The organism is Pedobacter frigiditerrae (assembly GCF_004331645.1).
GTDB lineage: Bacteria > Bacteroidota > Bacteroidia > Sphingobacteriales > Sphingobacteriaceae > Pedobacter > Pedobacter frigiditerrae.
Genome location: NZ_SJSK01000001.1, coordinates 261,299 through 274,056, shown reverse-complemented (window position 1 = coordinate 274,056; position 12,758 = coordinate 261,299). Strand labels below are relative to the sequence as shown.

At 35.5% G+C, this 12,758-nt stretch carries 9 protein-coding genes; 3 read left to right on the top strand and 6 right to left on the bottom strand.

Annotation, left to right across the window (positions count from 1 at the left end; genetic code table 11):
* Positions 1–5: 5 nt before the first annotated feature.
* Positions 6–2,501: an outer membrane beta-barrel family protein gene (locus tag EZ428_RS01165; RefSeq protein ID WP_131551281.1), complete on the bottom strand. Its 2,496-nt coding sequence runs from the start codon at positions 2,499–2,501 to the stop codon at positions 6–8.
* Between the two features lie 95 nt (positions 2,502–2,596).
* Here EZ428_RS01165 and EZ428_RS01160 point away from each other — a divergent pair, with 95 nt between their 5' ends.
* Entirely contained in the window at positions 2,597–3,196 is a 600-nt protein-coding gene (locus tag EZ428_RS01160; RefSeq protein WP_131551280.1) for a thioredoxin family protein, read from the top strand.
* Positions 3,197–3,304: 108 nt separating this feature from the next.
* Here the strand turns inward: EZ428_RS01160 and EZ428_RS01155 are convergent, their stop codons facing one another.
* Complete coding sequence (locus EZ428_RS01155) at positions 3,305–3,586, bottom strand: ATP-dependent Clp protease adaptor ClpS (RefSeq protein WP_131551279.1); 282 nt, start codon at positions 3,584–3,586, stop codon at positions 3,305–3,307.
* 121 nt (positions 3,587–3,707) lie between these two features.
* Between EZ428_RS01155 and EZ428_RS01150 the strand changes: the two genes are divergently transcribed.
* Positions 3,708–4,754: a 3-oxoacyl-ACP synthase III family protein gene (locus EZ428_RS01150; RefSeq protein WP_131551278.1), complete on the top strand. Its 1,047-nt coding sequence runs from the start codon at positions 3,708–3,710 to the stop codon at positions 4,752–4,754.
* 63 nt (positions 4,755–4,817) lie between these two features.
* A complete protein-coding gene (locus EZ428_RS01145; protein ID WP_131551277.1) occupies positions 4,818–5,762 on the top strand; it encodes a Smr/MutS family protein in 945 nt (314 codons plus the stop codon).
* Here EZ428_RS01145 and EZ428_RS01140 read toward each other — a convergent pair.
* The 4 genes from EZ428_RS01140 to EZ428_RS01125 are packed head-to-tail and all read right to left on the bottom strand — an operon-like array spanning position 5,759 to position 12,725.
* A complete protein-coding gene (locus EZ428_RS01140) occupies positions 5,759–6,202 on the bottom strand; it encodes a DUF1569 domain-containing protein (protein WP_131551276.1) in 444 nt (147 codons plus the stop codon). The two genes, EZ428_RS01145 and EZ428_RS01140, sit on opposite strands and share 4 nt — an antisense overlap.
* 1 nt (position 6,203) lies before the next feature.
* Positions 6,204–8,978 carry an MG2 domain-containing protein gene (locus EZ428_RS01135; protein ID WP_131551275.1) on the bottom strand — a complete coding sequence of 925 codons (2,775 nt, stop codon included), beginning with the start codon at positions 8,976–8,978 and terminating at the stop codon, positions 6,204–6,206.
* Positions 8,979–8,995: 17 nt separating this feature from the next.
* The gene (locus EZ428_RS01130; RefSeq protein ID WP_131551274.1) at positions 8,996–11,836 is read right to left on the bottom strand and encodes a hypothetical protein; all 2,841 of its coding nucleotides are present in this window, start codon (positions 11,834–11,836) and stop codon (positions 8,996–8,998) included.
* A 13-nt stretch (positions 11,837–11,849) separates the two neighbouring features.
* Positions 11,850–12,725 (bottom strand): SDR family oxidoreductase, encoded by an 876-nt coding sequence (locus tag EZ428_RS01125; RefSeq protein ID WP_131551273.1) that lies wholly within the window; start codon positions 12,723–12,725, stop codon positions 11,850–11,852.
* Between the last annotated feature and the right edge of the window lie 33 nt (positions 12,726–12,758).

Sequence of the window (12,758 nt, the reverse complement as noted above, 5' to 3'; positions counted from 1 at the left end):
AAAGTTTAAAATGATTCTTCATCTGGACGAGAACCTTGTTCGTCTGATTTTTTAGTTTTCTTAAAACTAAAATCGGTTTTACCGAAGCGGTAAGAGAAGGTTAAATTTGCTTGTGTGCCACCAAATAAACGACTAAAATCTACAATAGAGGTTGATCCAATAGTTTGCATTTCCCATTTCCTGCTTGCAAAGATATCTCTAACGTTAAGGCTTAAACTAGTTTTTTTGTTCAAATCGTATTTAGCTCCAGCATCTACACCATACATTGCTCTTCTTATGCCTTGTGCCATTACTTCCCTAGAACGATATTCTCCTCGAAGCTGAAGAGTTACGCCGTAAGGTAATACAAAGTTGTTTGTTAGGTTGGTATTATAGCTAAAACCCGAGTTTTCTACTATGCCAAATGCAGGTACTCCCTTTATTTTGCTTTGGTAAAGATTAACGTTTGCTGTAAAATTCCACGATTTGAATAAATCAAATTTTCCAATTAACTCTAAACCGCTATTGATACTTCTAGTTAAGTTTTGAGGAGTTGTAATAGTAATCCCATTTGCGTCTGGTTCGGTTCTTATACGCTGAATTACATCATTAGTTTGGCGCATGTAAACTGAAGATATCAATGAAAACTTTTTCCAAAACTTACTATGGCTAAACTCAAAAGCGTGTACATCTTCAGGTAATAAATTCACATTTCCTTGCCTGTAGTTTAACGGATTAGATACATCTAAGAAAGGGTTAGTGTCCCAGCCTCTAGGTCTATTTACCCTACGGCTGTAGCTCAATTGTAACTGATGGTCGCCCTTAAGTTTTTGAGTTAAAAAAACACTTGGGTAAATACGTGTATATGCTACTCTGCCTGGAATGTAATTAAGGTTAGAATTAATGTCATAAGCCCCTAAGCGGGTATCTAAGGCTGCATCTTCTGCTCTTAAACCAACTTGATAACCAAAATTATTAATCTGATTTTGATAATTAACATAAGCAGCATGTACTTGGTCTTTATTGTTAAACTCATTGCTCAAGGCATAATTAAAGTTAAACTGACCATTAACTGGGCTTAATTCATCGGCGTAGGTAGAACTTTCTGAAATACGGACTTGGCTACGTAAACCTGCTTCAATTTTACCTGATTTTCCAACTGGTAAGGTATAATCTAATTGGGCGTTATGGTTTCTGTTGAAGCTTGACCTATCGGTTTGTTGTACTTCTAAATTATTAACCGTTGTGCCGTTAGTGTTGTAGATATTTGTATTGTAAATCTGAAAGCTGTCATTATCGCCCTGTGAAAAACCTAGATTTATAGTTAGTTCTTCTTTTGGTTTTTTAAATTTTTGAGAGAAATCTAGGTTCAAGTCAACACTTTTTCCATCTCCGTTTTCTACATTTCTTCTTCTACTTAATTCAAGAGGATTTTTTGTGGCGCCTAATTTATCAATGTTTAAGAACTCATTTTCATCTTCATTTCTTAAATTAAAACCCGTTGAAAAGCTGACCACACTTTTTTCGGCTAAATAGTAATCAATCCCAGCTTTTAAATTATGGCTCTTATTTAAATCGTTAGAGTTAGAAAGTTGGTCGGCAAAACCAGTAGGTATAGATGGATTGATAGGGTTAATGTAATCTATGTTATTGTAACCACCACCTATACGATTGCCGTAACGATAGCCATAATTTCCATAAAGATTAATCTTACTGTTTTGGAAACTTAAACTGGTGTTTGCATTGTAGTTATCACGATTGCCAGCTGATAGGGCAAGGGAACCATTAAAACCAAGTTTTTTATTTTTCTTTAAAACAATGTTGATGATGCCTGATTGACCTTCTGCATCGTATTTTGCAGATGGATTAGTGATTAATTCCACACTTTCAATTGAACTAGCAGGAATTGATTGTAAGATTTGAGCAACGTTTCCGCCAGCAATTAATGATGGTTTTCCGTCTATTAAAACCCTAACGCCAGCAGAACCACGCAAACTTACATTTCCTTCTATGTCTGTTTGTACGGATGGAACATTTTGCAATAAATCTGATGCAGAACCACCTTCACTTACTAAACTTTGGTCTACCGAAAAAACCTTTTTATCAATGCCCAATTGCATTGTGGTTTTTGGGGCAGTAACTTTTACTTCACTTAGTAAATTGCCTTTGGCTGGTTTCATTTTAATGGTGCCAAAGTCTACTGTTTTAACAGCTTCTGATATAGAAACCGAGTCTCTAACCATAGTTTGAAAGCCTACGTAACTGGCTTTAAAAGTATAAATGCCTTTTGGTAAATTTGTCAAAATGAAATTACCATCAGCATCTGTTTGAGCAATTTTTACAGTGGCTTTCGTTCTTTTATCTAATAGTATAGCTGCAGCGAATGGAACTGCTTGATTTGTTTCGGCTTCTATAATTTTTCCGCTAATCTTACCTTCGCCTGTGTTTTGAGCGAATATTTTTACAGTGATTATACAAAATGCTAGTGCAAATAGCAGAACTTTGGTAGTAAAGTGTCTCATCTTAAATTTATCTTTCCGTTTTCCTTATGAATTGACAAAGGTCGGCTTTGATGGTTTAAAAAAAGGAGGCGTAACTATTTTATTACAGCTATTTTATGCTCAATTACAGTAATATTTTTGATAACGGAACGAATTATTCAAGTTATCGTGAACTAATCAACAGTTTATTTTTAGAAAACAAAACTACAGGTGATGACCATTCACTTGGAATGTTGCATTATACCAAAATGAACATCCAAAGAATGAACAGAGTTGAAAAAACGACTGTTCTAAACCCTGATTTGCTTGAGGCAATTTTAAATGTAAAATCAAGCTACAATTTTTTGGTTATTAGCGAAGGATGGTGTGGAGATGCTGCACAGATTTTGCCTGTAATAGAAAAGATTGCGGCAGCTTCAAATGGAAAATTCTCTTTAAAAATTGTATTAAGGGATGAGAATTTAGAGCTGATGGATAATTATCTTACCAATGGTGGAAGAGCAATTCCTGTGCTTTTGGTATTGGATGAAAATAAAAATCCAGTTTTACCGAAATGGGGCCCAAGACCACAAATTTTGCAAAATTTACTAAAGCAATGGAAACAAGAAATTGAAGATACTGGATTAGTTGCAGAACAATTACACGGTTGGTATGCGAAAGATAAAACTCAAGCTACACAGGCAGAGTTAACAGAATTATTGAAACAGTTGAACTAGTTTTCAAGATTAAACCATGTAAGACATCTAAGAAGGTATATGTTTAGCGTACGCTTATATTGACTTACCATACTTATAGGGTAACCCCCTTTATGCTAAAAGAAAATATTAATCAACTGAAACAATTAATCCTTCTTGTTGTAAAATCTTTCTGTAAACTTCCATTTCTGTAAAAGAACCTTCTAATACAGCACATTTACCTTTGTTGTGAACTTCCCAAGCAATTTTTTCGGCTTGTGTTTCACTGTAATCTAAATATTTCATCATACACCAAATTACATGCTCGAAAGTATTTACGTCATCATTCCATAATATTAAACGATGAACAGTTTTTAAAGAGGTTAAAATCTCTTCTAGTGTAAATGTTTCTTCCTTGGTTTCTGTTGACATAGTACAAAAATAATGAAAAGTAGCAAGTAGTTAGTATCTAGTATCAAGATTAATGCAATTCACATATCTCATCTCTCACATCTAACCAAATTCGTTACATTTGTTATCCAAATTAAAACTTATGCAAAGCTCCAAAATCGCAGGCGTTGGTTATTATGTTCCTAAGAATGTGTATACCAACAATGATTTATCTCGTTTCATGGAAACAAATGACGAATGGATTCAAGAACGTACAGGCATAAAAGAACGTCGCTTTGCAGATAGATTAGGAGAAACTACCACGACAATAGGGGTTGAAGCTGCAAAAAATGCCATTGAAAGAGCTGGAATTACTGCTCAGGATGTTGATTTTATCATTTTTGCTACCTTAAGCCCTGATTATTATTTTCCCGGTTGTGGTGTTTTATTGCAACGTGAAATGAAAATGAAGGAGATTGGGGCGCTTGATGTTCGTAATCAATGTTCTGGGTTTTTATATGCATTATCCATTGCCGATCAGTTTATTAAAACCGGTATGTATAAAAATATTTTGGTTGTTGGCTCAGAAAAACACTCCTTTGCCATGGATTTTGAAACACGCAGCCGTAATGTTTCTGTGATTTTTGGAGATGGAGCAGGAGCTGTGGTTTTACAACCAACTCAAAAAGAAGGTCAAGGAATTTTAAGTACACATTTGCATAGCGATGGCGCTGATGCTGAAATTTTGGCTATGTTTTATCCAGGTGCTGCGGCAAATAAGTGGTTGCCAGAAAAACCTGGTTATCCAGAACAAGAGTTAGGTGGCTTATTTATGACCACGGAACAATTAGAAGGTGGCGCGGCCTTGCCTTATATGGATGGCCCAGCCGTATTTAAAAAAGCTGTAGTGAAATTTCCAGAAGTAATTAGGGAAGCTTTAGCAGCAAACAACTTAAAAGCAGAAGATATTGATTTATTAGTTCCACATCAAGCCAATTTGCGCATCAGCCAATATGTGCAACAATTGCTAGGCTTAAGCGACGATAAGGTTTTTAATAACATTCAGAAATACGGAAATACAACAGCAGCATCTGTACCAATAGCCCTATGCGAAGCTTGGGAAGCTGGCAAAATTAAAGAAGACGATTTAGTTTGTCTCGCTGCTTTTGGCTCTGGTTTTACTTGGGCAAGTGCTTTGATTAGATGGTAATCAGTGAGTAGCTTTCGATTTGCAGTAACCCAACAATAAAGCAATTTAACAATAAAACAATTTATGTTCAAACTAGGTGATTTTGTTCGTTTTGTAGACGAAAAGAGAGAAGGATATGTTACTCGTGTAATTGATGCGCAAACTTTAGGCGTAACAGATACAGATGGTTTCGAAATCCCAGTGGCAATAAGTAATTTAACCCACGTACACGGTCATCATTCAACCGTTGTGTCACACGGTGATAATCAAAAACCAATTATTGTTGATGAAGAATTTAAAGAAGTTGGTGTTTTTCTGGCAGTTGCTGAAGACTCAAAAGCAAGTGCTGTTGCTCATTTCACTTTGATAAATAATACTTCCTATCAACTATTGTTAAGTTTAAAAACAGATAAAAAGGGAATTTATAAGGGAGAATTTGCAAGCACGATACAACCAAAAACAAGTACGCAATTATATAGTGCCAACTTGGGAGATCTAGAAGTGTGGCCAGAATTTATATTTCAAATTTTGTATTTCACAACGGGGAATATTAAACCAAAAGAGCCGATAAGCTTAACTAGAAAATTTAAGGCAAAGGATTTTAGTGGCGCTAAAAAACAAGTTCAAGAAATTAACAAATACGCATGGCTGATACAATTAGATGAACCAGTTCCATTAATTGATGCGAAAAAATTAAAGGAAAGTTTTTTCAAAGCTCCAGCTAGTAAACCTGTGGTTGAACAACCTGCAATAGAAATAGATTTACATATCGAAAAACTAAGAAACGATTATCAGTTCTTAAGTCAATCTGAAATTATTGATATTCAACTTTCGTATTTTCAGCAAATGCTAGATGCGGCCATTGTTCATCAAATGCCATCAATTGTATTTATTCATGGTGTAGGTAATGGAACATTAAGGCATCATATTCACAAAGCCATAAGCAAACATCCGCAGGTGAGAACTTTTATGGATGCCCAAAAAGAAAAATTTGGTTTTGGTGCAACGGAGGTGATTTTTAAAATTTAAACTCCAAATTGACGTAAGTGGTGATCCGTATGTTTCCATAATAGAACATCCCATTGTTGTGTGCTCATTTTACCAAAAATTGGATGTTTGATGGCAAGGTTGTGTTTTTGAGCGTCAAACTTGTTAATTAAGTTGATGAGGTTTTGTTTTTCGGCCTCTAAATTTGGATCAAAGCTTACTATAAAACTCTTATGAGTTGGCAGATTTTTCTCAAATGATTCTTCCTTCATTAATTTCTTTTTAATGATTGGACCTAAAATCATAAAGATTAAATTGGTATTCAACTTCAACTCTCCAATACTAACTTTTATAGGTGCTTGAGCATGTAATAACATCTGTGAAGCTGACATTTTGCCCCATTCTCTTTCGCTGTCTTCATTTAGCGATGTTATTCGATCAATTATTTCTTGGCGTTCTTGAGGGTTAAATAAAGATTTCATTTTATTTAGATTCTGTTTTGTTTACAATTTTTATATTACTTTTTTGATAACCAAACCTGCCAAATAAGTCTGCCCCCTCAATTTTAACAGTATAAGTGCTTGGTTTATCTGCTGCATAAAATGATATTTTGGCTTTTCCATTTTCATCGGTAACCACATTTGCATCCCAATAAATGGTAGACCGGTAATCTGTCAGTGAATTTTTACCAGCAGCATATTTTGGGCTGTAAAAATCTTTTGCAATATATAAAGGGAGTGGTCTAAATACGTAAACTCCATCTGCTGTAATAATCCAAGGCCCCTTTCCACTACGTGTTTTAATATCTAGAAAGTAATAAGCACAGCCTTTGTAAATATTTATCTCCACAATATCTTGGGCGCTTAATTTATTAAATATATAGTTGTTAACTCCAAATACATCTGGATATTTGCTTGTTTTACTTACGCCAGTTTCATTATAATTGTCTTCAATGTATTGAGTTAAAGCTAGAGTATTTACGTTATCTACAACAACATGGGATATCAAGTTACCACCGACCAAAAAATTGGTAAAATCATGGCGTACAGTTCTTCCACCGCATTGTCCTGCCCACATAGTTCCTATAGTAAAACCATCAATTTTCTCTTTCAATAAATCCATCAGAGATTTCCGTGGATTCTTTTTTAGTTCCTCTTCATCTATTTTAAGTTTTAAGTTAGCATCCCAAGCACTGGTTTGCATAAATTCTTCTCTTTTGGCTTGTCCCTTTATAATAACCTCCTTTAACATGTTGCCCTCTAACTGTAGCCTTTCAGGAGTTTTACGATTTACTATACCCGAATGTTTATAATAATTTAAGGTTACACTATCTGAATTTACGTACCAAGGTCTTATCGGATTGATGGTAGTTATATCTGCTGCTGGTTTAAATTCATCTAGTGCAAGGTTAGCTGTTGAAGTTTTCCCCTTTGCGTTTTTAATTTTAATAGTGTAACTAACGCTGTCTAACAAGGGGAGGTCTTTAAATAAGAACTTTCCATCAGCATTGCTTATCGTATCCATTACCAAAATATTCCTACCTAATGATAACAAAGTGAGGTTAATATTTGGCACAGGTTTTTTAACTAGATTCGTTAACCTTCCCTCAATTACATTACCTTTTTCTGCCTTGTAAGTAGGGTTGTGAGCTTGCGATAAGATTTTGTCCCAATTATAACCCACCCAAGCTTGTGTTAAAAGAAGATGATCTAGTGCTTGTAATGTATGTGTTTCTTCATCATTAAAATACCAAGATGGATCCTCAATTAATCCCCTCACATTACTTTGCAGCAAAAAATAACTTATGATGTTATCTTCATTCAAGGTCTGTTTCACTTGGCCATCGTCTGTAACCGCTATAGAAAAACTGCCGCTCAAGGGCGAGCCATCCTCTTTTTTAGTAGTTATTTCTATTGCGATACTATCTTTTTGTTCAAAACTGTTCTTGTTAGGTTCAACAGAAATTTTAATTTTCTGATTTCGGTTAATAAAAGCCTGACGCTCATTTAAAGGCTGTTGCTCTTGCGAGAATAAAGTGAAATGAATAATTCCATCTGGGAAATCTTTTTTTGGAAGTTTTAAAGTACTAAAGCCATTTTTTAAATTTAAAACTGTGGTTAGTATGTTTTCATCACCTGCTTGGGCCGTTAACGTATAATTCTCTAATCGCTTTTGCTCACTTGCTTTAATGTAAATGTATATTGAATCTTTCGTGGAAAAAGGCTCAATCCTTAATGTAGTGCCATCTTCTTTTGCTAATGGCAGCATTTGTTTTTGCTCTTTACCACTTAAATTATAGACAGCGAAATAGTTTTCTCCTTTTTTAGTCATCAAATAAAAACTGCCCATTCCTTTATGGGTAGGTTTTAGTTCTGCAATAGTTTCATTTTTACTATTTACGATTTTTCCAGTAATGTCTTTGCCTAAGCCATCGGCACCAATTGCTTTAAAAGCTACTTTACCGAAAATATCATTAACCATAAATCCACCTTCGGGCATAAACTGTAAATCAAGCTGATCTACATCTTGCAAAAGGATTGGCAAAGTAGATGTTCTTGTCTTGTCTTTTTTATCAATGATAATGAAACTATACTTCCCATTTAACTTATTTTCTCCCATTGGGATTTGTGTTTCGATTGTTCCATTTATACTCGTTTGCAAATCGGCTCGCATCAGCCTCTTTTTATCATTCATCAGATAAACCTCTACATCTTTAAGTCCAGCGGCCTCATTTTTAATGTTCGTTATTCTTATTTTTAAATCTAATGTTTTTTTAGCTGATGATGTATTGAGCTTTTGATAAGAATCTAATAACCAGGTCTTCTCATTGGCTTTGCCAACATAAAAACTTTTCTGGAAAAAATAATTATTTCCAAAGTTTTGCTGCCAGTTGCTGTAGGCCCTGATGGTATAACTACCTTCTTTTAAGTTGTTTTTCAATGCAAAATCTCCATAGCCCAGGCCATTGTTTAAGGCAATAACCCTATTCTCTACAAAGTTCAAACTATCATTAAAGAGCTCAATATATATTTTATCGGTGCGATCGTTTAAGGTATGATTTCCGTTGAGCAAAAAGCTTTTAAACCAAACCGTATCGCCAACATTGTAATAAGGCTTATCAAATGAGAGATATAATTTTTCGACGGGCAGAATTTTGTTAAAAACATCAATCTTATTTGACAAATTGTTAAAATGCTGGGCTTTTAAGTTGTTGCAAATGCAAAATAAAACGAAAAGAGTAATCAACAATTTTTTCATAGGAGCAGTTTAATATTTTACTTCGATTCTGTTTTATTTACAATTTTGATAATGCTTTTTTGATAGCCAAATCTTCCCATTAAATCAGTTCCCTCAATTTTTACTGTGTAAGTGCTAGGCTTATCTGCCGTATAAAATGATATTCTTGCCTTTCCATTTTCATCTGTAACCACATTAGCGTCCCAAAAAATTGTAGACCGGTAATCGGGTGTTAAACTTTGGGGTGTATATTTTGGGCTATAAAATTCTTTAGGCAGATACAGGGGTTTTGGTCTGTAAACATACACTCCTTTCGTATTAGTAATCCAAGGTCCTTTGCCACTTCTTGTGGTTATGTCTAAATAATAATTACTAATGCCTCTGTAAACATTAATGTTTTTGATATCTTCTGCTCCGAGCGCATTAAAAATCATAATATTTATAACGAAAACTTCTGGAAAAAGGGCCGTTCTACTAACTTGGTATTGATTAGATTGATAAGGAACATTATCTATTTGGTCGTCTGTTCCTGTCGAAACTAGATGTGTATTGGTGCCATCAATTATTACGTGAGAAATTAAATACCCACCAATCATAAAGTTACTAAATTCGTGCCTGCGTGGTCTAGAAGGTGGTGGATATTTTACACCTTCTACTATATGATCTTTTATGCCAAAAGCCCCATCAGCATAAAAACTGCCAATGGTAAAACCTGAAATCTTCTCTTTTAATAGATCCAATAGGCTTTTCCTTAGGTTCTTTTTTAGTTCTTCTTCGTCTATTTTATACTTCAAGTTGGCATCCCAAGCACTTTTCTGCATAAAAATCTCTCGCTTTGCCTGCCCTTTTATCTCAACTTCTTTAAGCAAATTACCTTCAGGCTTAAGTGCTGAAATATCTATCGGTTTTTTTGCTAATTGTTTGTTTGTATAATACTTTAATAAAGTACTATCGGGATTTACAAACCAAGGTTTAACTGAATTATTCGAGGTGATATCTGGAGCACTTTTAAATTCATCAACCGCTATTCTTGCCAACGAGGTCTTACCTTTTGCATTCTTAATCTTGATGGTATAGGCTGCGCTATCCAATAGTGGAAGATTTTTAAAAAGAAACTTGCCCTCTTGATTGCTAATGGTATCGGTAACAAAAATATTCTTGCCCATAGACATAAGCGTAAGGTTTATGTTTGGCACCGGCTTGTTCAACAGATTTGTTAATTGCCCTGTTATGTTATTACCTTTTTCTGCCCTGTATTTTGGTGCTAAATCTTGTTTTGTTAGCTCATCCCAATTATAGCCTATCCAAGCCTGTGTTAACAATAAATGGTCAAGGGCCAAAAGTGTTGCAGGTTCAGTGTCTTTAAAATACCAGGCCGCATCTTCAATATTTCCCTTTACATTGCTTTTTAGCAGGAAATAACTGACTATGTTTTCATCATCCTGTTGCTTAACCTGGCTGTCGTCTGTTACGGAGATAGAAAAACTACCACTTAAAGGAGTTCTATCTTCTTTTGTTGCTACTAATTCTAGGGCAACGCTATCTCTTGCCCCATAGCTATTTTGGTTAGCTTTTACAGCAAGGCTGATATATTGATCATGGTTAACAAAAACCTGACGTTCGATAATGGGGTTTTGTACTGGAGAGAAAACGGTGAAATGTATTATGCCGTCTGGAAAATCTTTTTTAGGAAGCTTTAAGGTGCTGAACCCATTTTTCAGATTGATGGCGGCACTTATTATAATCTCATTGGCAGACTGCGCAACTAACAAATAATTATCTAACCGATGGCCCTCACTAGCCTTCAGGTAAACATAAAGTGAATCTTTTTTAGATAAATGATCAATCCTTAAACTTACCCCATCATCTTTTGCCAGCGGTACCTGTTGCCTGATTTCCTTGCCTCCAAGCTTGTAAATTGCAAAATAACTTATCCCTTTTTGAGGCAGAAGATAAAAACTGCCCATCCCTTTATGGATTGAGGCAAATTCTACCAGTTCCTCATTATTCTGATTTACAATCTTGCCCTTGATATCCTTGCCCAAGCCATCAGCGCCAATGGCTTTAAAGGCTACTCTTGCAAATATGCCGTTTACCATATTTCCGCCCTCTGGCATAAATTGCAAATCTAATTGGCCTGCATCTTGCAGGATGATGGGTAGGGCTAATTGCCTTGATTTTTCTTTTTTATCGATGATGAGGAAGCTATAATTGCCGGTTAGCTTGTTTTCTCCCAAAGGGATTTGAGTTTCTATAGTTCCGTTTATATTGGTCTGTAAATCGGCTCGCATCAACCTTTTTTTATCATTCATCAGGTAAACCTCTACATCTTTAAGCCCGGCAGCCTCATTTTTAATGTTGGTTATTCTTATTTTTAGATCCAGTGTTTTCTTATCGCTTGATGCATTGAGCTTTTGATAGGAATCCAATAGCCAGGTTTTTTCATCGGCCCTGCCCACATAAAAACTTTTCTCGAAAAAATACTCACTCCCAAAGTTCTGTTGCCAGTTGCTGTAAGCCCTGATAGTATAGGTACCTTCTTTCAGGTTGTTACCCAAACCAAAATCCCCGTAGCCCAAGCCGTTATTTAAGGCAATAACCCTGTTTTCTACAAGGGCGAGGCTATCATTAAATAGCTCTACATAAATTTTATCGGTAAAGTTGTTTAGCTGGTGGTCTCCGTTGAGCAAAAAGCTCTTGAACCAGAGTGTATCGCCAACGTTGTAGTAAGGCTTATCAAAGGATAAATAAATTTTTTCTGTAGGGAAAACCCTGCGATAGGCCTCAATTTTATTGATTAGAGGGTTAGCTTGTTGTGCAAATAGTAAACAAGGCGCTATGATAGTTAAAAATAAGAGCGTCAATCTAAGTTTCTTCATAGCGGATGATTAGCTAACTTCCTTTAGCAGATCTTGTCATTTGTTCTAGCATATCCCACATTTCGGTTGGTATGGCTTCTAATCCGTTCATTTGCCCAGCACCTTGTAGCCATTCACCACCATCAATTGTGATAATTTCCCCGTTAATATAACTAGAAAAATCACTAATTAAAAATGCGGCTAAGTTTGCAAGTTCTTGATTATCACCAACTCGATTTAGCGGAACGCGGTTTTTGAAGTCAAATTTCTCAGCTAAGTCTCCAGGTAGTAATCTATCCCATGCACCTTTAGTAGGAAAGGGGCCTGGTGCAATTGCATTTGTTCTAATGCCGTATTTACCCCATTCTACAGCTAAAGATCTTGTTAATGCCAAAACCCCACCTTTTGCACAAGCAGATGGCACTACATAAGCAGAACCCGTAAAAGCATAAGTTGTAACAATATTTAGTACAGTTGCGGGTTGTTTAGCTTTTATCCAATGTTTGCCAAAAGCCAAGGTGCAATTAACGGTTCCTTTTAACACAATATCTATAATGGTAGAAAAAGCATTGGCAGATAAACGTTCAGTTGGAGAAATGAAATTGCCAGCTGCGTTATTTAATAAACCATCAACTTTGCCAAATTTTTCTAGCGTTTTAATCAAGAGATTTTCTACTTGTTCGTTATCTCTTACATCACATTGTACTGCTAAAACCTTTCCGCCAGTTTCAGCCGCCATTTCATCGGCAGTTTTCTGCAAGACTTCTAGTTTTCGGCTAGTAATCACCAGATTAGCGCCAAGCTTTAAAAAGTAGGTGCCCATTGCTTTTCCAAGCCCAGTTCCGCCACCAGTAACAACTATAGTTTTACCTTTTAAGGCATCATCTCTTAACATTGGTTGATTAAACATTTAATTAGTATTAGTATAAAGTAATTAGATAGG

Excerpts from the sequence above, each read along its gene's own strand:
- EZ428_RS01160 (WP_131551280.1), top strand. The coding sequence starts at position 2,597 with ATGCTCAATTACAGTAATATTTTTGATAACGGAACGAATTATTCAAGT.
- EZ428_RS01130 (WP_131551274.1), bottom strand. The coding sequence starts at position 11,836 with ATGAAGAAACTTAGATTGACGCTCTTATTTTTAACTATCATAGCGCCT.
- EZ428_RS01155 (WP_131551279.1), bottom strand. The coding sequence starts at position 3,586 with ATGTCAACAGAAACCAAGGAAGAAACATTTACACTAGAAGAGATTTTA.
- EZ428_RS01125 (WP_131551273.1), bottom strand. The coding sequence starts at position 12,725 with ATGTTTAATCAACCAATGTTAAGAGATGATGCCTTAAAAGGTAAAACT.
- EZ428_RS01165 (WP_131551281.1), bottom strand. The coding sequence starts at position 2,501 with ATGAGACACTTTACTACCAAAGTTCTGCTATTTGCACTAGCATTTTGT.
- EZ428_RS01135 (WP_131551275.1), bottom strand. The coding sequence starts at position 8,978 with ATGAAAAAATTGTTGATTACTCTTTTCGTTTTATTTTGCATTTGCAAC.
- EZ428_RS01150 (WP_131551278.1), top strand. The coding sequence starts at position 3,708 with ATGCAAAGCTCCAAAATCGCAGGCGTTGGTTATTATGTTCCTAAGAAT.
- EZ428_RS01140 (WP_131551276.1), bottom strand. The coding sequence starts at position 6,202 with ATGAAATCTTTATTTAACCCTCAAGAACGCCAAGAAATAATTGATCGA.
- EZ428_RS01145 (WP_131551277.1), top strand. The coding sequence starts at position 4,818 with ATGTTCAAACTAGGTGATTTTGTTCGTTTTGTAGACGAAAAGAGAGAA.